This is a genomic window from Caulobacter sp. Root343, from assembly GCF_001425745.1.
Taxonomy (GTDB): Bacteria; Pseudomonadota; Alphaproteobacteria; order Caulobacterales; family Caulobacteraceae; genus Caulobacter.
The window spans coordinates 196,785-216,968 of record NZ_LMDF01000005.1 but is presented as its reverse complement, the minus strand read 5'-3'; the positions used below and the strand labels follow the sequence as shown (position 1 = coordinate 216,968).

Genomic DNA, 20,184 nt, shown 5'->3' with positions numbered 1-20,184 from the left:
CTCACGAGGTTCAAGTTCATCTTTCCTCCCCCTCCGGGGGAGGGGGACCGGCGRACGCCGGTGGAGGGGCCCTGTGAGGTGGCGAAGTCAMCACCGCTTCGCGGACCCCCTCCGTCTCGCTGCGTATYCGCATCGAGCCACCTCCCCCTAATGGGGAGGAGAGGGGAAAAGCGCTCAAACACTGGCCATCCCCTCCGCCGTCTGTTCGATCATCGCCTTCATCCGCGCCAGCATGTCCCGCGTCCGCTCCAGCGGCGCGCGGTCGGCCAGGGGATCCCAGCGTCTCGGGATGATGCCCCGCGCCAGCATCGCATAGACCCAGGCGCTCTCGGGCCAGGTCTCCTCGTCGTACAGGACCACGCGGCCGCGGCTTTCGAACTGGGCGATCTTGCGGGCCAGGGGGGCGGGCGGGGCGGTGAGGTCGCCCCAGCGCAGGATGGCCATGTCGCGGGCCCGCTCGATCGCGGCGATCGATAGACGGTCGAACTCGTCCGCCGCCGCCGGGCTGTTGGGAAAGAGGGCGACCAGGCGCGAGACGGCGGTCTGGACCAGGTGCAGGTCGCCGCCGTCGGCCGCGCCGATCGCGCAGGCCGCGCCGCCGACCGCCACGACATTGCCGGCCAGCACCCGGATCCGGCAGCCGGCCTTCAGGGGCGCGGGTTCGAAGCTCGAGACCAGGCCCTCCTCGACCAGCCGCGCGCCCTGGGGCAGCCAGGCGCTCCAGTCGATCCAGGGCTGGTCGCCGATCAGCAGGGCCTGCTCACCCGTGGCGTCGACGAAGAGGTCGGCCTCCAGGCGTCGATCGCCGACCACGACCGCCGCGACCCTGTCGCCGGCCTTGTCGACCCGCTCGACCGGGCCCTCGACCAGCGTCGCGCCCGCCTTCAGCGCCACGTCCCTCAGCAGGCCCGCATAGCCGGCGGCGTCCAGGTGCAGGCCGTGGTCCAGGGTCGAGAGCGGCGAGCGCGGGTCGGGGCTGGGCAGGGCGAAGCGGCCGCGCGCGGCGGCCTGGGCGGCCAGGCTCCAGTCGCTGAGCGGCGCGGTCCCGCCGGCCCGCAGCCAGTAGTGATGGAAGGCCAGGCCGTCCAGCGTGGCCCCGGTCTCGCCGAACGGCGCCAGGTGCTCGCCGAAGCGCATGGCCAGGCGCGGGGTGGCGGTGGCGGCGCGGATCACCGCCGGCTCGGCGATCCCCAGCCGGGCGTGCAGGCCGCGCAGGGCGGGCAGGGCGGCGACGCGGCCGGCGCCGGGCGGGGCGGTCTCGGCCACGGTGACGGCGGCCACGCCCTTGGCGGCGACGGCCAGGGTCGCGGCGGTCATCCAGGCGTCGATGCCGCCGCCGACGATCAGGACCTTCATGCCGGAGTCCTCGCGTCGGCGACCGAGCGCAGGAACGTCTCGTGCTCAGGCATGGACTGGACCGTGCGGGCCACGGCGGCTTGCAGCTCGGCCAGCAGCCGCGCCGACTGGGCCGGGTCGATCGCCTCGACCAGAGGGTCGAAGCCATCCGGCAGGACGTTCTGTCCCAGATAGACCGACAGCCACGACGGCTCCTTGAAGAAACCGTCCTTGTAGGCCGCCACCACGCCGCGCTCGCGGAACAGGGCGATCTTCTGCGCCAAGCTATCGGGGATCGGGGCGGCCCGGCGGTCGTTCCAGAAGGCCGAATCCTCGCGCTGGTTGGCGTGGTAGTGCAGCACCAGGAAGTCGCGGATCCGCTCGAACTCCAGGTCCATGACCCGGTTGTACTCGTCCTGGTCGGCCTGCTCGCAGCCCTGGTGCGGGAACAGCTCCAGCAGGGTGCTGATCGCCACCTGGATCAGGTGGATGCTGGTGCTCTCCAGCGGTTCCAGGAAGCCCGACGACAAGCCGATGGCGACCACGTTCTTCAGCCACTGCTGCTTGCGGCGGCCGGTGACGAACCGCAGGAAGCGCGGATCGGCCTGCGCCTCGCCGTCCAGCTTCTCGAGCAAGACCCGGGCGGCCTCGTCGTCGCTGATGTAGCTGGAGCAATAGACATAGCCGTTGCCGACCCGGTGCTGCAGCGGGATGCGCCAGCGCCAACCGGCGGCGTCCGAGGTGGCGCGGGTCAGGGGCGTGGCCGGCTCGACCGAGTCGCACGGCACGGCGGCGGCGCGATCGCAGGGCAGCCACTGGGTCCAGTCGTCATAGCCGGCCTGCAGGGTCTGCTCGATCAGCAGGCCCCGGAAGCCGGAGCAGTCGACGAACAGGTCGCCCTCGATCGTCTGGCCGCTCTCCAGCGTGACGCCGGTGACGAAGCCGTCGTCGGGCCGCTGGGCGACGGTGGCGATCTTGCCCTCGGTGCGGACCACGCCGCGCGCCTCGGAATAGGCCCGCAGATAGAGGGCGTAGAGGCCGGCGTCGAACTGGTAGGCGTACGAGAAGGTCGAGCCCAGCGAGCGCGGGTCGGGCGAGGGCGGGGCGAACTTGCCGGCCAGTCCGGCCATGATCGGCAGGCTGTAGGCCTGGATCGGCGCGGCCTCGCCCAATCCTTTCTTGGCGAGGGCTCGAGCCCGCAGCCAGTGCTGGTGGAACGGGATGCCGGCGATCGGCTGTCCGAACGCGCCGAACGGGTGGACGTAGGCGTCGCCCTTGCGACCCCAGTCGCGGAACTCGATGCCCAGCTTGTAGGTGGCCTGGGTCTTCCGCATGAAGTCGGCTTCGTCCAGGCCGAGGCGGGCGTTGTAGTCGCGGATGTGCGGGACGGTGGCCTCGCCGACCCCGACCGTGCCGATCTCGGCCGACTCGACCAGTTCGATCGCGACGGGCAGGCCCTTCAGCACCGCGGCCAGGCCGGCGGCGGTCATCCAGCCGGCCGTGCCGCCGCCGACAATGACGATCTTGCGGATGGGGGAGGGGGTCATGCGTGGGCACTCAAGCCCGAAGCTACCCCCTTTGTCATCCCGGCCGCAGCGCGCAGCGCGGAGAGCCGGGACCGCCACGAGCGCGGGCGTTTCCGGCGGTCCCGGGTCTGCGCTTCGCTTCGCCCGGGATGACAGCTTTCGAGGTGCGGCATTCGGACGCGGCCTTCAGCCCCGGCCGATCCCATCGCGCGGACCTTTTCGTCCGTCATGCAAGCCTCCCCCAAGTCCGCCCCCAAGTCCGCCGGCCTGTCGGACCATCGTCAGATGACCAGCGTCGGCGAGCGGTGAAATTGACAACGCTGTCCTACGTTGTCATCGTTGTTTTATCCGGACGTCGGGAATCCGGTTGACCGTGGTCTGACCAGCTTAAGAGGCCAGGCCACGGATGGGGAGGTCACCAGGTCGAGACTAGACGTGCGAAACCGCGCAAGCGGCCGCCGCGTCTACCTAAAATGGTAACGTTCCCATTCCTTATGGCTAAACGAAACGAGCGTTTGTGACAACGCTTGACGACCAGTGGTCAGTCATGTGATCTGACAACAATGGTCACGGTAACATGATCAATGGTAGCGCTACCCGCGCTGCCAAAAACGAGAACCTGGGGAGGGGACTACAATGGGCACGGCCAATCGGCCGTCCGCGGCTCGCGGACGCAATTCTATCGCCAATACTCTGAAATACGGCGCTTCGGTGCTGGTGCTGGGCGCACTGGCCATCGGCGCGCCGGCCATGGCTCAGACCGCGGCGCCGGCCAAGGCCGACGCGCAGACGGTCGACGAGGTCATCGTCACCAGCATCAAGCAGAGCCTGAAGAGCAGCCAGCAGCTGAAGCAGTCGTCCGAGATCATCGGCGACTCGATCACCGCCGAAGACATCGGCGCCCTGCCGGACCGCTCGGTCACCGAAGCGCTGTCGCGCGTGCCGGGCGTGGCCATCAACCGTTTCGCCGCCGGCGTCGACCCCGACCACTTCTCGGTCGAAGGCTCGGGCGTGGTCGTCCGCGGCCTGAACTTCGTCCGTTCGGAACTGAACGGCCGCGACACCTTCACCGCCAACAACGGCCGTATCCTCAGCTTCGCCGACGTTCCGTCCGAGCTGATGGGCGGCGTGGACGTGTTCAAGAGCCCCTCGGCCGACCTGATCGAAGGCGGCATCTCGGGCACGGTGAACCTGCGCACGCGCCTGCCGTTCGACAGCAAGAAGCGCATCGTGTCGCTGTCGGTCGAAGACAGCTACGGCGATCTGTCGAAGAAGTGGCAGCCGACCTATTCGGTCCTGTTCAGCGACCGCTTCGACACCGCGATCGGCGAGGTCGGCGTGCTGGCCAGCTTCGTGAACTCGAAGCTGTCGACCCGCAGCGACGCCATCCAGGTGTCGAACTTCGGCTGCCGCACCAATCTGGGCGTCGCCGTCGCCACCTGCGCCACCGGCAAGGGCGTCTGGTTCCCGCGCGGCGCGGCGTTCCGCTCCACCGAAAGCGACCGCAAGCGCGAAGGCCGCGCCGCGGCGGTGCAGTGGAAGAGCACCGACGGCACGATGCAGGCCGCGTTCCAGTACCTGCGCTCGGAATCGACCACCAAGTGGACCGAGCACGCGATCGAAATCGCCACCGACAACGTCGCCGGCAATGGCGACTCGCGTCCGGCGGCCGGCACCAGCTTCACCTTCGACGAGAGCGGCGTCTTCACCAACGGCGTGATCACCGGCACCACCGGCTGGCGCGCCGACCAGCAGGGCAGCGATCCGCGCACGCCGATCGACGGCCTGCAGTCGAACAACGTCCGTCGCGACGAAGACAACACCAACATCACGACCGACTACGGCTTCAACTTCAAATGGACGCCGAACGAGCACTGGGGCTTCCTGTTCGACGCCCAGCACGTCGACTCCAAGGCCAACGCCATCAGCATGGGCCTGTGGGGTTCGACGTTCCAGAACGCCGCCATCACCCTGCACGGCAACGACCTGCCGGACGTGAAGTTCACCGCGCCGTCCAACGGCACGACGGTGTCGAACTGCGCCCCGTTCAACAACAACTGCCCGTCCTACACCCGAGGGACGCACAGCAGCCTCAGCGACCCGTACAACAACTTCTGGCGCTCGGCGATGGACCACATCGAGCGGTCGGAAGGCACGGAAGACGCGGTCAAGTTCGACGTCGAATACAAGTTCAACGACGACACCTGGTTCGACTCCGTCAAGGCCGGCGTGCGTTGGTCGGAACGTGACCAGACCACCCGTTTCTCGGCCTACAACTGGGGCGTGGTCTCGGAAATCTGGGGCAGCGGCGGCCCGGTGTGGTTCGACGACCCGATCAACGGCAACCCCAACACCTCGGGCGGCGAAACCAGCGCGCGCGTGACCGAGACCTACGCCTTCGACAACTTCCTGCGCGGCAAGACCGGCGTTCCGACCGGCTCGGAACCGCGGATGTTCTTCTCGCAGAACCTGGTCGACAACTACGGGGCCGTGTCGCAGTTCGCGATGGCGGTCGGCGACGAGTGGCGTGACCGCCTGTCGGGCGGCTGCCCGCAGAACTGGGTGCCGCTGGCGCAGCGTTGCGGCGTCACCGCCGGCACACCGTTCCGTCCGCAGGAAATCAACCCGGTCAACGAGAAGACCAAGTCCGCCTATCTGATGGCGCGCTTCAAGGGCGACCTGAACGACCTGCGCATCAGCGGCAATATCGGCCTGCGCTATACCAAGACCGACCGCGAGGCGAGCGGCTTCCTGGCGTTCCCGATCTCGACCAGCCTGTCGACCGACGCCGATTGCACCAAGGCCTTCACCGACTGGCAGGCCCTGCCGGATCCGAAGCAGCCGTTCGTCGCCTCGTCGTTCTGCGGTCTGTCGCCGCAAGTCCGCGCCGCGGCGCGGAACTGGCAGAACGGCGCCACCGTGCCGACCACCGCCAAGGCCTCGTTCGAGTACTGGCTGCCCAGCTTCAACCTGAAGATCATGGCCCCGCACGGCGTGCAGTATCGCTTCGGCCTGTCCAAGACGATCACGCCGCCGGACATCGGCCTGACCCGCAACTACTACAGCCTGGCGCTGAACACGAACCCTGACGGCATCACCAACGGTCAGCCGTCGGGCAATGTCACGGTCGGCAATCCCTTCCTGAAGCCGACCCAATCCAAGAACGTCGACGCCTCGGTGGAATGGTACTTCGCGCCGGTCGGCTCGCTGACCGTCGCGGCCTTCTACAAGGAGCTGACCGACGTCGCGACCAACACGACCGCGCGCGTGCCGTTCACCAACAACGGCGCCACGTTCGACGTGCTGGTGACCACGCCGGGCAACTCGGACCAGAAGGCCAAGGTCAAGGGCTTCGAAGTCGGCTACCAGCAGTTCTACGACTTCCTGCCCAAGCCCTTCGACGGCCTCGGCATCAACGCCAACTTCAGCTACATCGACAGCAAGGGCGTGCCGCAAAGCACGCTGTCGGCGACCGACCCCGACGTGGCCGCCGGCCGCGTCACCACGGTCAACACCGCCAAGCTGCCGCTGCAGGGCCTGTCGAAGTACAACGCCAACTTCGCGGTTATCTACGAGAAGGGCAAAGTCTCGGCGCGCCTGGCCTACAACTGGCGCTCGGACTTCCTGCTCACCGTCCGCGACGTGATCATCCCCTACGCGCCGATCATGAACGAGGCGACCGGCCAGCTGGACGGCTCGCTGTTCTACACGGTCAACGACAAGGTGAAGGTCGGCGTGCAGGGCGTGAACCTGCTGAACGAAACCACCCGGACGACGCAGGTCCTGAACGACGACCTGCTGAAGACCGGCCGCTCTTGGTTCATGGCCGACCGCCGCTACACGGTGGTGCTGCGCGCCAGCTTCTAGGATCCGTGGATCGTCGGTCCGGGCTTCTCGCTCGGGCCGGCGGCTCCGGATGGGTTTCGCCGGTCCCCGGCCTCCAGGCTCGGAACGGCGAGGCTCGATACGCCTGCCAATCTTGGCGCGCACCGTTCCTCCAAGACGGTGCGCGTTTTCTTGGAGCCCGAGTATGCGTCCCTCCCGCAGAGATCTCCTGGCCCTAGGCGCGGCGGCGACCTTCGCCGGCCCGGCGTTCGCCGCCGAAGGCCCCGCCCTGCGCGACCTGGCCAAGGCCAAGGGCCTCTATTTCGGCAGCGCCGTCGGGGCCGGGCCGAAGGGCGCCCTGACCGGCTCGTTCGAGGATCCCAAGTACCGCGAGATCCTGGCCCGCGAGTGCGGCCTGCTGGTCCCCGAGAACGAACTCAAATGGTACGTCGTCCGCGCCAAGGGGCCGGACAGCTTCGACTTCGAGCGCGCCGACCGCATCGCCGACTTCGCCAAGGCCAACGGCCAAGCCCTGCGCGGCCACACCCTGCTGTGGCACCACCCGCAGTGGTTCCCGGCCTGGGTGAAGACCTACGACTTCGGCCCCAGGCCCGCCGCGGCGGCCGCGAAAATGGTGAGCGAGCACATCCAGACCCTGTGCAAGCGCTACCCGCAGATGATCTCGTGGGACGTGGTCAACGAGACGGTCGACCCCAAGGACGGCTCGATCCGCGACACGGTCTTCTCCGACGCCATGGGCAAGGAGCCGGTGCTGGACCTGGCCTTCCACGTGGCCCGCGAGGCCGCTCCCAAGGCCCGGCTGGTCTACAACGACTATATGAGCCAGGAGGTCGGCAACGAGCAGCATCGGGCCGGGGTGCTGAAGCTGCTCGAAGGCTTCAAGAAGCGCGGGACGCCGGTCGACGCCCTGGGCGTCCAGAGCCACATCGGGGCGGAAAACGCCGACAGCTTCACCGGCTTCGGCAAGCCGCAGACCAAGCAATGGACCGCTTTCCTCGATGAGGTCACCGGCATGGGCTACGACCTGCTGGTCACCGAGTTCGACGTCCACGACAAGGGCCTGCCCGCCGCCTTCGGCCCACGCGACGCCGAGGTCGCCGCCTACGCCAAGGCCTTCCTCGACCAGATGCTCAGCTACCGCCAGACCAAGGAGATGCTGGCCTGGGGCATGGTCGACAAGTATTCGTGGCTGCAGAACCAGTGGCTGCGCCAGGACAAGGCCCCCAAGCGCCCGACCCTGTACGACGACAACTACAAGCCCAAGCCGCTGCGCGAAGCGGTGGCGGCGGCGCTGCGAGCGGCGCCGGCGCGGTAGCGATTCCAAACACCCGTGTCATCCCGGCCGTAGCGCGTAGCGCGAAGAGCCGGGATGACAGGAAAAGGAAAGACGTCGTGATCGACGCCTTTCAAAATCATCCGATCTCCCCGGCGAACGCCGGGGCCCAGATCGTCAGGTTGTGAGTGTCAGGACCGACCAAGGCTCAGGCTGAATCTGGGTCCCGGCCTTCGCCGGGAAGGTCGGGGTTTAGGGAGTTTGGTGATGATCCGTACCGTGCTGAGCCTGGCGCTGATGGCGACCACAGCCCCCCTGGCCGCGAACGCCGCCCCTCAAACCGCCGCGTTCAGCAACTTCGTCTACCAGGGCTCCGACCCCTCCGACGCGGTCAAGGTCGGGCCGGGCCAGTATCGCAATCCGATCCTGCAGGGCTTCCATCCCGACCCCAGCGTCACCCGGGTCGGCAAGGACTACTACCTGGTCAATTCGACCTTCGCCTGGTTCCCGGGCCTGCCGATCTTCCACTCGACCGACCTCGTCCACTGGACCCAGATCGGCAACGCCCTGGACCGGCCGGGCATGCTGGACTTCAAGCGGCTGGGCCTGTCGCGGGCCGTGTTCGCGCCGGCGATCGATTTCCACGACGGCCTGTTCTACATCCTCAACACCTGCGTCGACTGCGGCGGCAACTTCCTGATCACCGCCAAGGATCCCAAGGGCCCGTGGTCGGACCCGGTGTGGCTGCCGCAGGTCGGCGGCATCGACGCCTCGATCTTCTTCGACGAGGGCGGGGAGGGGGACGGCCGCGCTTGGATCGTCAACAACGACAACCCGCCCGGAAAGCCCGAATACCAGGGCCACCGCGCCATCTGGATCCAGGAATACGACCAGAAGGCCCAGAAGACGATCGGCCCGCGCACCGTGCTGCTGGACAAGGGCGTTAACCCGGCCGCCAAGCCGATCTGGCCCGAAGGCCCGCACATCCTGAAGAAGGACGGCTGGTACTATCTGGTCGCCGCGGAGGGCGGCACGGCCGAGGGCCACAGCCAGGTGGTGCTGCGATCGAAGGCGGTCACCGGACCATATGTTCCGTATACGGACAATCCGATCCTGACCCAGCGCGGCCTGCCCAAGGACCGGCCGCTGCCGATCACCTCGGCCGGTCACGCCGACCTCGTGGACACGCCCGACGGCAAGTGGTGGGCGACCTTCCTGGCCGTGCGCCCCTATGGCGACGACCTCTACAACACCGGCCGCGAGACCTTCCTGCTGCCGGTCGAATGGAAGGACGGCTGGCCGATCATCCTGGAGAACGGCAAGACCATTCCCTATGCGGCGACCGCGCCGAAGCTGCCGCCTTCCAAGGGCGAGCCGAATTCGGGCCCGTTCAAGGTCGCCGAGACCTTCGCCGGACCCGAGCTGCCCAAGAGCTGGATGACCATGCGCATCCCCGCGACGCGCTGGTGGTCGGTGAAGGGCGGCACGCTGAACCTGGAGGCGCGCTCGGCGCGGCTGGGCCACAACGACCAGCCCTCGATCTGGGCCCGTCGCCAGCAGCACATGAACGCCACGGTCTCCACGACGATGCGCTTCACGCCCGCGGCCGACGGCGACAAGGCCGGGCTGGTGGCCGTGCAGAACGACGACTTCTACTGGTTCGTCGGCCTGGTCCGCGACGGCGGCAAGACCCTGGTGCGGGTCGAGAAGCGGTCGGGCTACAAGGATCCCGTCGATGGCGTGGTGGTGGCCGAAAGGCCGATTTCCCTCAAATCCGGCCAGGGCCTGAACCTGAAGATCATCGTCAAGGCCGGGACCCTGGACTTCGCCTACGGCACGGCGCCGGGCAGGTGGGAGACCTTGAAGGCCGGCGCGGACGGGACCACCCTGAGCACCAAGGTCGCCGGCGGCTTCGTCGGGACCATGCTGGGCGTGTATGCGCACGGGGCGGAGCAATGATCTCTCCTCCCCATTAGGGGGAGGTGGCTCGATGCGAATACGCATCGAGACGGAGGGGGTCCGCGAAGCGGTCGTGCGTTGACCGCCGCCCAGGGCCCCTCCACCGCCTTCGGCGGTCCCCCTCCCCCAGAGGGGGAGGAGACTTGGAGATTAGATGATGGTTGGCAGATCCTTCCTCCCCCTGTCCCTCGCCCTCGCGCTCCTCGCGCTCCTCGCGCCCGCCGCCCACGCCCAGCTGCCGCAGCGCGACGTCGCCGCCGGCCGGGCCGAGCATGCGCGGATGCTCAAGAGCCTGGGCATCGACAAGCCCCTGCGCCCCGGCGTCAGCTACAACAAGGCCGCGCCCCGCATCGTGAACTACGACGAGGCCAAGGCCGGGCCGTTCAGCCTGCTGCCCGATCCGCTGAGCTTCCCCGACGGCCGCCCGGTCGCCGACGCCGAGGCCTGGTGGAAGCTCCGCCGGCCGCAGATCGTCGAGGCCTATGCCTCCGAGGAGCACGGCCGGGTCCCGCGCCACGCGCCGAAGATCACCTGGCGGGTGGTCAAGGAGACCCACGCGGTCCGGGCCGGCGTGCCGGTCATCGAGAAGCGGCTGGCGGGCCAGGCCGACAACAGCAGGGCGCCGTCGATCAAGGTCAGCCTCGACCTGCTGGTCGTGACCCCCGAAGCCAAGACCGGCGCCCCGCTGATCCTGGAGTTCGGCTTCCCCGATGGCTCGCCGTGGGGCCGCCCGGCGCCGGCCGGACCCGACTGGAGGGATCTCGTCATCGCCCGAGGCTGGGGCTACGCCATCCTCGACCCGACCAGCGTCCAGGCCGACGACCCGGCCAAGCTGAACCAAGGGATCATCGGCCTGGCCAATCGGGGCAAGCCGCGCCGGCCCGACGACTGGGGCGCCCTGCGCGCCTGGGCCTGGGGCGCCAGTCGGGCGCTCGACTATTTCGAGACCGACCCGGCCATCGATCCAAAACGGGTCGGGATCGAGGGCCTGTCGCGCTACGGCAAGGGCGCGCTGCTGGCCATGGCCTACGAGCCGCGCCTGGCGGTTGGCCTGATCGCCTCGTCCGGCGAAGGCGGCGCCAAGCTGCACCGGCGCCGGCGCGGCGAGCAGGTCGAGAACCTGGCCGCCGAGGGCGAGCACCACTGGATGGCCGGCAACTTCCTCAAATACGCCGGCCCGCTGACCGCCGACGACCTGCCCGTCGACGCCCACGAGCTGATCGCCCTGGTCGCGCCCCGGCCGCTGTTCATCAGCGTCGGCAACGACGAGGCCGACGCCTGGTGCGACCCGCGCGGCATGTTCATGGCCGCTGTGGCGGCCGGGCCGGTCTACCGGCTGCTGGGGGCCAAGGACCTGGGCGCCACGACCTTCCCCGCGCCCCTGACCTTGATCGCCGACGGCGACCTGGCCTTCCGCCAGCACGAGGGCGGCCACACGCCCGGCCCGAACTGGCCGTCCTTCCTGGACTTCGCGGCGCGGTATCTGGAACCGGGGAAGAAGTAGGATCCTCCCTCGCGATGCGGGGGAGCATCTCTCCCCCAAATTTCGCCGCGAAGTTCGGCTCAAGGATCGCTACGGTGCCGCCACCGGAATCGAACCTTGAAAGACCCCATGCGCTTCTTCGCTCCTCTCGTCCTCGCCGCCGCCATGGCCGCCGGCGCCGCCCACGCGCAGGTGCAGCCGTCCGCCCCGCCGCAGCTGAACGCCGGCCCCTCGGCCGCCGCGCTCGCCGGCAAGGCCTTCCTGGAGAAGAACGCCAAGGCCCCCGGCGTCGTCACCCTGCCATCGGGCCTGCAGTACAAGGTCGTGACCTCGGGCGCGAAGGACGCCCCGTCGCCCAAGCTCGGCGACATCATCAAGGTCCACTACGAGGGCAAGCTGCTGGACGGCACGGTGTTCGACTCGAGCTTCGCGCGCGGCAAGCCGGCGATCATGCCGGCCGACGGCCTGATCCCGGGCTGGCTGGAGGCCCTGCCGAAGATGAAGGTCGGCGACGAGTGGACGCTCTACATCCCGTCCGACCTGGCCTACGGCTCGCGCGACATGGGCGAGATCCCGCCGGACAGCGTGCTGGTGTTCAGGTTGCAGCTGTTGGGGATGCTGGCGGTCGACTAGCGGCTACTTGCCCCCTCCGGGCCTTCGGCCCTCCTCCCCCGGAGGGGGAAGAAGGACGCGCCTTCCGCCCCCTCCGGGGGCGGACGACCTGCGCAGCAGGTCAGGTGGGGGCAAGTGACTGGTTCTACGCCTTCCGGCTCTTCATCAGCGGCTGGATCTTCTCCCCGAAGTCCTCGACCCCCTTCACGAAGTCGTCGAACGTCAGCAGCACGCCGGCCGTGCCGGGCACCGCGGCGATCTCGTCCATCATCTTCGCGATGCTCTCATACGACCCCACCAGCGTCCCCATGTTCAGGTTGACCGCCGATTCCGGCGCGGCCAGCTGGGTGGTGTTGGTCGTGGCGCCCGCCTTGGCGTTCGGAGCCGCCTGGTTGGTCAGCCAGGCCAGGGCCTCCTGGTCGGCGCCGGCCCGGTAGGACTGCCACTTGGCCATGGCCTTTTCGTCGGTCTCGTCGGCGATGATCATGAACAGCAGGAACGACTGCACGTCGCGGCCGGTCTTCTCGGCGGCGGCCTCCAGCCGCTTGTTGACCCCGGCGAAGGCGGTCGGGGTGTTGACGCCCTTGCCCAGGGCGAAGCTGTAGTCGGCATATTGGGCCGTGAAAGCCAGGCCTTCGTCGGACGAGCCGGCGCAGATCAGCTTGGTCTCCTTGGGGTGCGGGCTGACCCGGCAGTCGTCCATGGTGAAGTACTTGCCCTTGAAGTCCGAAACCCCGGTCTCCAGCAGCTCCTTCAGCACGGTCGTGTATTCGGCCAGGTAGTTGTAGCGGTCGGTATAGTGCTCCTCGCCCGGCCACAGGCCCATCTGCGAGTACTCGGCCTTCTGCCAGCCGGTCACCAGGTTGATGCCGAAGCGGCCCGGGGCGATCGAGTCGATGGTCGAGGCCATGCGGGCCACGATGGCCGGCGGGATGGTCAGGGTGGCGACGGTGGCGAAGATCTTGATCTTGCTGGTCACGGCCGCCAGGCCCGACATCAGGGTGAAGCTCTCGAGATTGTGCTCCCAGAACTGGGTCTTGCCGCCGAACCCGCGCAGCTTGATCATCGAAAGCGCGAAGTCGAAACCGTACTTCTCGGCCTTCTGGGTGATCTCCTTGTTCAGCTCGAAGCTGGGCATGTACTGCGGAGAATTCTCCGAAATGAGCCAGCCGTTGTTGCCGATGGGAATGAAGACGCCGACCTGCATGGGTGGGGTTCCTTTGGCTAATGCCGTTGTTCTTGTTGGTTAGAGCTCTGATCCAGAGCCGCAAAAATCCCGCCTTCCTCGCCCTTGTGGCGAGGACCCATGCCGGCGGCGAACGCTGAGCCGATCGGAGCGCAGCCACGGCGGCCGAGCGCTCCGTCCTCGCCGAGCCTGGCGGCGCCATGGGTCCTAGGCACAAGGCCTAGGAAGGCGATGGAATGGGGGGCGCAAGAGATCGTCACGTCCCCTCCAGGAACTTCACCAGACCCTCGTTGAAGGTCTCGGGATCGGTGACGGTGAACCCATGCCCGCCCCACGGAACCACCTGCAGGTCCGCGTTCGGCAGCCTTCCGGCCATGCGCTGCGAGCAGCTCACCGGCACCAGCATGTCGTCGGCGCTGGCGCTGATCAGCACCCGATGGGTGATCTCTTCCAGCCGCGCATCGACGTCGAAGGCCAAGAGGGCGTTGATCCGGGCCAGCATCACCTCGCGCGGCGGGAAGCCGGCCACGTGGTGCGCCTCCTCGGCCATCAGCCGATCGTGGTTCCGCGAGATCCAGTCGGCCGGATAGAGGAAGATCGGCTGGGCGTGGACGTAGGCGCCCGGCCCGCTGTCGTTCAGCAGATGGATGCGGGTGTCGAAGCAGCGCTTGATGTGCGGGTCGGGCCGCGACCAGCCGTTGACCACCACCAGCTTGCCGAGGCGGTCGGGATGCGACAGGGCTAGGGCCAGGCCCGCATTGCCGCCCGCCGCGTGGCCGACGACGTGGGCCTTGGCCAGGCCCAGGGCGTCCATGACCTTGACCATGTCGTCGGCCATGTCCTGGACGGCGTAGGGGCCGGAAGGCAGTTCCCGAACGCTGCGGCCGGTGCCGCGATGGTCGTACAGCGCCACCGGCCAATGCTCGAGCAGGGCCTGCATCTGCGGGGCCCAGAAGGCGCCCGAGCCGCCCAGGCCCGACGACAGCAGCACGACCTCGCGACCGGCCACGGGACCGCCGTGCAGCTCGTAGTGGACGCCGTCGACGATCCCGGAGGTCATCGGCCTACTTCTTCCCCACGTGGGCGACGCTGGCGATCTCGACCACGAAGCCGGGCTTCACCAGGCCGCACTGGATGCAGTAGCGGGCCGGCTTGTCGCCAGGGAAGTACTCGGCATAGACCTTGTTGATCGTCTGGTAGTAGCTCCAGTCGGTCAGGAAGATGTGGTTCATGGTGATGTCTTCCATGGTCCCGCCGGCGGTCTCGATCACCGACTTGATGGTCTCCAGCACCTGCCGCGTCTGGGCCTCGGCGTCGTCGGGGAAGGCGACGTTGTTGTCCTTGTCGAAGGCCAGGGTGCCCGACACATAGACCACGCCATCGGCCATGGTCCCCGGCGAGAACGGCGCGATCGGCACGCCCGTGCCGGGCGGGGTGATGACGGTTTTGGGCATCTTCGGGCTCCTCTAAATCCTCATCAGATCCGACCTTCCCGGCGAAGGCCGGGATCCAGATTCATCCTGAGCGTCTGGGGTGTTCGCGCCTCTCGGCGGAGTTTGTCTCTCAAGCTTTCATGGGTTCGATCTGGGCCCCGGCCTTCGCCGGGGAGGTCGGGTTAAGAAGACGGCGCCAGCTGCCCGAACGCCCCCTTGAAGTCCGCCGTCGTCGAGACCCAGCCGAAGAAGGTCTCGATGTTGAACAGGGCCGCCTTCTGGACGAACTCCGGGCCGGCCTGGTGGGTGGCGTCCTCCAGCACCGTGCCGAAATATTCCAGCATGAAGCCATCGCGCAGGGTCGACTCGACGCAGACGTTGGTGGCGATGCCGACGAACACCAGGTGCCGGATCCCCCGCGCCCGCAGCACGCTGTCCAGCTGGCTGTTGAAGAAGCCGGAATAGCGGGTCTTGTGCAGCCGGATGTCGCCCGGCTGCGGCGTCAGGTCGTCGACCAGCTCATAGTCCCACTGGCCGCGCGCCAGCAGCTTGCCCTGCAGCTCGGGCTTGGCGCGCATGGTCTTCAGGGCGTTGGACTTCCACCAGTTGGGCGAGCCGGGGCCGCCGGCCTCGACATACTGGTCGTCCCAGCCGTTCTGGAAATAGACCACCTGCATGCCGGCCCCGCGGGCCACCTCCAGCACGCTCTTGATCTGCTGGATGCAGGCGGCCGCGCCCGAGATGTCGAAGCCGGCCAGGTCCAGATAGCCGCCCGGCGAGGCGTAGGCGTTCTGCATGTCGATGACGATCACCGCCGTGGTCTTCGGGTCGACCGGGATCGGCTCGGGCCGCGCCGGCAGCATCACCGCATTGGCGGAGAGCGGGGTGATCGTGGACGTCATCGACGTCGGCTCCCTTGTTATTCGCGAGAGGCATGGAATACCATCCGGCGTAACGTTGCAATCCGAACCGTTCGGTCCATGTTTGACCAAATGGTCCAAGTTCGAGACGCGATGACCGGCTCCGAAGCCAAGACCGTCAAGCCGCGACGCAAGGCCGGGCCCCGATCGGGCGCTCCAGCGGCGTCGGGCGCCCGCAAGCTGGTCAAGGCCGCCCAGTTCGTGAGCGACGGCGAGCCTGTGGATAACTTTCCGCCACCCGAACCCTTGGGCCGCCGGGCCAAGGCCGGCGAAGCCCGCAAGGCCGCGATCCTGAAGGCCGCCCTGGGCGTCTTCGCCCGCCAGGGGCTGGACGGGGCCAGCGTCGAGGCCATCGCCCAGGCGGCGGGGATCTCCAAGGCCAACCTGCTCTACTACCACCCGTCCAAGGACGCCCTGTACCTGGCGGTGCTGGAGCAGGGGCTGGCCCTGTGGCTGGCGCCGCTGAGCCGCTTCACCGAGGCCGACGACCCGGCGCAGGCCATCGCCGCCCTGATCGGCGCCAAGCTGGCCATGAGCCGCGACCACCCCGAGGTCTCGCGGCTGTTCGCCCTGGAGATGCTGCGCGGCGCGCCGCTGCTCAAACCCGTGCTGGCCGGGCCGCTGAAGGCGGTGTTCGACACAAAGGTCGCGGTGGTCGAGGCCTGGGTCGCGGCGGGCCGGCTGGGACCGGTCGACCCGCCGCACCTGATCTTCGCCATCTGGGCCCTGACCCAGCACTATGCCGACTTCGCCGTCCAGGTGCGGGCGCTGTCGGGCAGGTCGCTGTCGGACAAGGCCTTCATGGACGAGACCCAGGCGGCGCTGACGGCGCTGGTGCTGGACGGGGTGAGGGTGCGGCCTTGAAAAACTGTCATCCCGGCCGAAGCGCAGCGTAGAGCCGGGACTGCGGAAAGCTCGGCGCTTTCGGCGGTCCCGGATCTGCGCGCTACGCGCTTGTCCGGGATGACAGCTTTTCAGGCCCCCTGCGGCCAAGGGCCGCGTTTTACTCTTCGCTATCCAGGCCGAAGCTACGGCTCAGACATGACCCGCCCGGAACCGACATCACAGGGACCCGAAGCGCGGCCGATGCGGCTGATCCACGGGATCGTCGGCGCGGCGGCGGTGCTGGTGATCGTCTCGATCCTGGGCGGCCTGGCCCTGATGATGCTGGCCGCGCGCTCGGTGGACCGCACCGAGGCGGCCGACGAGATCGCCCTGGCCCGCCGCACGGTCTCGCGCACCCTGGACCGCATGGAGCGCGAACTGACCTCGGCCACGGTCTGGGACCAGGCCTACAAGGCCATGGGCTGGAAGATCGATGCGGCGTGGGCCGACACCGACTTCGCCACCTATTATCACGACCAGTTCAAGCACGACCTGACCTTCGTGGTGCGCTCGGACCAGGTGATCTACGCCTCCAAGTCGGGCGTGCGGACCACGCCCCAGGCGCTGGGGAGCTTCCCCGCCGCCGCCGAACCCATCACCGCCGAGGTCGCCGTCGACGCCCGGATCGCCCGCAAGGTCGGTCGCCTGAGCTCGGCCGCCGAGGTGACCCGCACCGGCCTGATGCGCATCGACGGGGCGACCTACCTGACCGCCATCGCCGCGGTCACGCCGGAGACTCCGGCCGGGGCCGCCGTCTATGACGGTCCGCCGACCGTGGTGGTCACGGCGCGGAAGATCGACGCGGCCTTCCTGCGCCAGTTCGCCGACGACCTGGGCCTGAGGAAGCTGGTCTTCCTGGAACATCTCCGCGACGACGAGGACCCCCAGGTGTCGCTGCAGGACATCGACGGCCACCCGGTCGGCGTCCTGAGCTGGGCGGCGGAAAATCCGGGCCTGTCGCTGATGAAGGGCATCGCGCCCTGGTTGCTGGCCGGCTTCCTGGTGCTGGCCGCGGCCGGCGCGGTGCTGGTGCGGCGCGTGCTCGAGGCCCTGCGCAAGCTGGAGGCCAGCCGCCTGGCCCTGATCGCCGCCAAGGAGGAGGCCGAGGCCGCCAACGCCGCCAAGACCCGCTTCCTGGCCAATATGAGCCACGAGGTCCGCACGCCGCTGAACGGGGTGCTGGGCATGGCCCAGGTCATGGGCGCCGACACCCTGTCCGAGCCCCAGGCCCGGCGCCTGCGGATCCTGGAGGAGTCCGGCCAGGCCCTGCTGGCCCTGCTGAACGACATCCTCGACATCGCCCGACTGGAGACCCGCGCCGTGCGGCTGCGGGCCGAGGTCTTCGACCTGGCCGCCCTGGTCGAGGCCAGCTGCGCGGCCTTCTCGGGCGCGGCGGCGGCCAAGGGCCTGGACCTGTGCGTCGACATCGCGCCCGAGCTGCGCGGCCGCTGGACCGGCGACCCGATGCGCCTGCGCCAGGTGCTGGGCAACTTGGTGGCCAACGCCGTCAAGTTCACCGACGAGGGCGGCGTCACCGTCCGCGTCCGGCCTTCGGGCAAGGGCGGCCTGCGGTTCGAGGTCGAGGACACCGGCATGGGCATCGCCGACCAGCACGTGCCCGACCTGTTCAAGACCTTCTCCCAGGTCGACACCTCGCTGAGCCGCGCCCACGACGGGGCGGGCCTGGGCCTGTCGATCTGCCGCGAACTGGTCGAGCTGATGGGCGGGACCATCAGCGTCGACAGCTCGCCGGGCCTGGGCTCCAGCTTCCGCTTCACCGCGCCGTTGACCCAGGTGGCGGCCGAACGGCCGGCGCTGCGGGTGGTGCGGTAGGGGGTAATTTCCTGTCATCCCGGAAGCCCCGCAGGGGCTATCCGGGACCGCCGGAAGCTCAGAGCTTGTGGCGGTCCCGGCTCTCCGCTGCGCTGCGGCCGGGATGACACACTAGTTTGGTAGGGGATGAAGGCCCTGCCTAGTTCCCGCGCAATCCAACCGTCCCTGTGCCGATAAATCGGGGCGTCCACCGGCATCGTCGTCCTACGCCCCCGCCGCCCCTCGCCGCCGCGTCCACCCCTGTTAGCCCTAGAGCACACCGCCCAAGCCGGCGGTTCGGTAGGGGACGGGCTTCATGGATTCCGGGGTCAGGGCGCCGACGCGGCGTCAGCTTCTTTCGGCCATCGCCAAGGTCGGCGGCACGGCGGCGCTGTACCAGGCGATGACCACGCTGGGCCACGCGGCCGAGACCCAGTTCCACGGCCCCCCCAATCTGCAAGGCGCGCGGCCCGGCTCGACGGTGATCGTGCTGGGCGCGGGCCTGGCCGGGATGCTGGCCGCCTTCGAGCTGACCAAGGCCGGCTACAAGGTCAAGATCCTGGAGTTCCAGAACCGGGCCGGCGGCCGCAACTGGTCCCTTCGTGGGGGAGATACCTATACCGAGCTGGGTGGGGCGACCCAGAACGTGGCCTTCTCGCAAGGCAACTACCTGAACCCCGGCCCGTGGCGGATCCCGCACCACCACCGCACCCTGCTGCACTATTGCAAGCAGTTCGGCGTGGCCCTGGAGCCGTTCATCCAGTTCAACCACAGCGGCTGGGTCCACTCGTCCCAGGCCTTCGGCGGCAAGCCGGTGCGCTTCAACACCGCCGCCGCCGACTTCGAGGGCAACATCGCCGAGCTGCTGGCCAAGTCAGTCAACGCCAAGGCGCTGGACGACACCGTCACCCAGGAGGACCGCGACAAGCTGCTGGAGGCCCTGAAGGGCTGGGGCATGCTGGACAACGACTACAAGTATTCGGCGTCGCTGCGCGCGGCCTCGCACCGGGGTTTCGAGCGGCCGGGCGGCGGCGGGGTCAACGGCGCGCCGATCCCGTCCAAGGACCTCTACGGCCTGCACGACGTGCTGGACCCGCAGGTCTGGACCTCGATGGGCTTCTTCATGAACCACGAGATGCAGACCACCATGTTCCAGCCGGTGGGCGGCATGGACATGATCGGCAAGGCCTTCGCCAAGCAGGTCGAGGGCATGGTCACCTACGGGGCCAAGGTCAGCAAGATCGCCCAGGACGACAAGGGCGTCACCGTCAGCTTCACTGACGTTGCGACCGGAAAGGCCAGCGATCTGAAGGGTGATTGGTGCGTCTGCACCATTCCGCTGGGCATCCTGGGCCAGCTGGACCTGCAGGTGACCGACGAGATGATGGCCGCGATCAAGGCGGTGCCGTATTCCGGCCAGGTCAAGATCGGCCTGGAGATGAAGCGCCGCTTCTGGGAGGAGGACGACTTCATCTATGGCGGCCACAGCTTCACCGACCAGGAGATCGCCCTGATCTCCTATCCCAACAACAACATGTTCAAGGACGGGCCGGCGGTGCTGCTGGGCGCCTTCGCCCGCGACATGGGGGCCTATCGGCTGGCCGGCATGACGCCCGACCAGCGGATCGAGGCGGCCCTGGCCCAGGGCTCGGTGCTGCACCCCACGAGCTACCGCAAGGAGTTCGCCAGCGGGGCCTCGGTGGCCTGGAGCCGGGTGCCCTGGACCCTGGGCTGCTGCGCCCGCTGGAGCGACGAGGCCCGCAAGGAGCACTACCAGACCCTGGTCGGCATGGACCGCCGCATCGTCCTGGCCGGCGAGCACGCCAGCTATATCGGCTGCTGGATGGAGGGGGCGCTGCTCTCGTCCATCGACGCCATCACCCGTCTGCACAAGCGCGCGCTGGAGGCCTGATC

The 20,184-nt window shown here is 68.5% G+C and carries 13 protein-coding genes and 1 pseudogene; 8 read left to right on the top strand and 6 right to left on the bottom strand.

Annotation, left to right across the window (positions count from 1 at the left end):
• Positions 1-174: 174 nt before the first annotated feature.
• Positions 175-1,356, bottom strand: a complete 1,182-nt coding sequence (locus ASC70_RS05105; RefSeq protein ID WP_056047056.1) for a tryptophan 7-halogenase — start codon at positions 1,354-1,356, stop codon at positions 175-177.
• Positions 1,353-2,882, bottom strand: a complete 1,530-nt coding sequence (locus ASC70_RS05100) for a tryptophan halogenase family protein (RefSeq protein WP_056047053.1) — start codon at positions 2,880-2,882, stop codon at positions 1,353-1,355. Before ASC70_RS05100 ends, ASC70_RS05105 begins: the two co-directional genes overlap by 4 nt.
• 615 nt (positions 2,883-3,497) lie before the next feature.
• On the opposite strand from ASC70_RS05100, the gene ASC70_RS05095 reads away from it, so the two are divergent.
• From ASC70_RS05095 to ASC70_RS05075, 5 genes and pseudogenes are all read left to right on the top strand, one after another.
• Positions 3,498-6,728, top strand: a complete 3,231-nt coding sequence (locus ASC70_RS05095) for a TonB-dependent receptor (RefSeq protein ID WP_056047050.1) — start codon at positions 3,498-3,500, stop codon at positions 6,726-6,728.
• Between the two features lie 146 nt (positions 6,729-6,874).
• Positions 6,875-8,022, top strand: a pseudogene (locus tag ASC70_RS05090) (endo-1,4-beta-xylanase); the annotation flags it as partial.
• 225 nt (positions 8,023-8,247) lie between these two features.
• Positions 8,248-9,939 carry a glycoside hydrolase family 43 protein gene (locus ASC70_RS05085; RefSeq protein WP_056047042.1) on the top strand — a complete coding sequence of 564 codons (1,692 nt, stop codon included), beginning with the start codon at positions 8,248-8,250 and terminating at the stop codon, positions 9,937-9,939.
• A gap of 157 nt (positions 9,940-10,096) precedes the next feature.
• The gene (locus tag ASC70_RS05080) at positions 10,097-11,443 is read left to right on the top strand and encodes a S9 family peptidase (RefSeq protein ID WP_082539902.1); all 1,347 of its coding nucleotides are present in this window, start codon (positions 10,097-10,099) and stop codon (positions 11,441-11,443) included.
• Between the two features lie 108 nt (positions 11,444-11,551).
• Positions 11,552-12,055 carry an FKBP-type peptidyl-prolyl cis-trans isomerase gene (locus tag ASC70_RS05075; RefSeq protein ID WP_056047039.1) on the top strand — a complete coding sequence of 168 codons (504 nt, stop codon included), beginning with the start codon at positions 11,552-11,554 and terminating at the stop codon, positions 12,053-12,055.
• A gap of 124 nt (positions 12,056-12,179) precedes the next feature.
• Here the strand turns inward: ASC70_RS05075 and rutA are convergent, their stop codons facing one another.
• From rutA to rutB, 4 genes are all read right to left on the bottom strand, one after another.
• A complete protein-coding gene (gene rutA / locus ASC70_RS05070; protein WP_056047037.1) occupies positions 12,180-13,241 on the bottom strand; it encodes a pyrimidine utilization protein A in 1,062 nt (353 codons plus the stop codon).
• 235 nt (positions 13,242-13,476) lie between these two features.
• Positions 13,477-14,280 carry a pyrimidine utilization protein D gene (rutD, locus tag ASC70_RS05065; protein ID WP_056047035.1) on the bottom strand — a complete coding sequence of 268 codons (804 nt, stop codon included), beginning with the start codon at positions 14,278-14,280 and terminating at the stop codon, positions 13,477-13,479.
• A 4-nt stretch (positions 14,281-14,284) separates the two neighbouring features.
• Positions 14,285-14,674: a pyrimidine utilization protein C gene (gene rutC / locus ASC70_RS05060; RefSeq protein WP_047407432.1), complete on the bottom strand. Its 390-nt coding sequence runs from the start codon at positions 14,672-14,674 to the stop codon at positions 14,285-14,287.
• Positions 14,675-14,835: 161 nt separating this feature from the next.
• Entirely contained in the window at positions 14,836-15,555 is a 720-nt protein-coding gene (gene rutB, locus ASC70_RS05055; RefSeq protein ID WP_056047033.1) for a pyrimidine utilization protein B, read from the bottom strand.
• Positions 15,556-15,666: 111 nt separating this feature from the next.
• On the opposite strand from rutB, the gene rutR reads away from it, so the two are divergent.
• From rutR to ASC70_RS05040, 3 genes are all read left to right on the top strand, one after another.
• Positions 15,667-16,437, top strand: a complete 771-nt coding sequence (gene rutR / locus ASC70_RS05050; protein WP_056047030.1) for an HTH-type transcriptional regulator RutR — start codon at positions 15,667-15,669, stop codon at positions 16,435-16,437.
• A gap of 222 nt (positions 16,438-16,659) precedes the next feature.
• Complete coding sequence (locus ASC70_RS05045) at positions 16,660-18,291, top strand: ATP-binding protein (RefSeq protein ID WP_235519254.1); 1,632 nt, start codon at positions 16,660-16,662, stop codon at positions 18,289-18,291.
• Positions 18,292-18,586: 295 nt separating this feature from the next.
• A complete protein-coding gene (locus ASC70_RS05040; RefSeq protein WP_056047025.1) occupies positions 18,587-20,182 on the top strand; it encodes a flavin monoamine oxidase family protein in 1,596 nt (531 codons plus the stop codon).
• Positions 20,183-20,184 lie beyond the last annotated feature (2 nt).

Excerpts from the sequence above, each read along its gene's own strand:
- ASC70_RS05105 (WP_056047056.1), bottom strand. The coding sequence starts at position 1,356 with ATGAAGGTCCTGATCGTCGGCGGCGGCATCGACGCCTGGATGACCGCC.
- ASC70_RS05100 (WP_056047053.1), bottom strand. The coding sequence starts at position 2,882 with ATGACCCCCTCCCCCATCCGCAAGATCGTCATTGTCGGCGGCGGCACG.
- ASC70_RS05095 (WP_056047050.1), top strand. The coding sequence starts at position 3,498 with ATGGGCACGGCCAATCGGCCGTCCGCGGCTCGCGGACGCAATTCTATC.
- ASC70_RS05085 (WP_056047042.1), top strand. The coding sequence starts at position 8,248 with ATGATCCGTACCGTGCTGAGCCTGGCGCTGATGGCGACCACAGCCCCC.
- ASC70_RS05080 (WP_082539902.1), top strand. The coding sequence starts at position 10,097 with ATGGTTGGCAGATCCTTCCTCCCCCTGTCCCTCGCCCTCGCGCTCCTC.
- ASC70_RS05075 (WP_056047039.1), top strand. The coding sequence starts at position 11,552 with ATGCGCTTCTTCGCTCCTCTCGTCCTCGCCGCCGCCATGGCCGCCGGC.
- rutA (WP_056047037.1), bottom strand. The coding sequence starts at position 13,241 with ATGCAGGTCGGCGTCTTCATTCCCATCGGCAACAACGGCTGGCTCATT.
- rutD (WP_056047035.1), bottom strand. The coding sequence starts at position 14,280 with ATGACCTCCGGGATCGTCGACGGCGTCCACTACGAGCTGCACGGCGGT.
- rutC (WP_047407432.1), bottom strand. The coding sequence starts at position 14,674 with ATGCCCAAAACCGTCATCACCCCGCCCGGCACGGGCGTGCCGATCGCG.
- rutB (WP_056047033.1), bottom strand. The coding sequence starts at position 15,555 with ATGACGTCCACGATCACCCCGCTCTCCGCCAATGCGGTGATGCTGCCG.
- rutR (WP_056047030.1), top strand. The coding sequence starts at position 15,667 with ATGACCGGCTCCGAAGCCAAGACCGTCAAGCCGCGACGCAAGGCCGGG.
- ASC70_RS05045 (WP_235519254.1), top strand. The coding sequence starts at position 16,660 with ATGCGGCTGATCCACGGGATCGTCGGCGCGGCGGCGGTGCTGGTGATC.
- ASC70_RS05040 (WP_056047025.1), top strand. The coding sequence starts at position 18,587 with ATGGATTCCGGGGTCAGGGCGCCGACGCGGCGTCAGCTTCTTTCGGCC.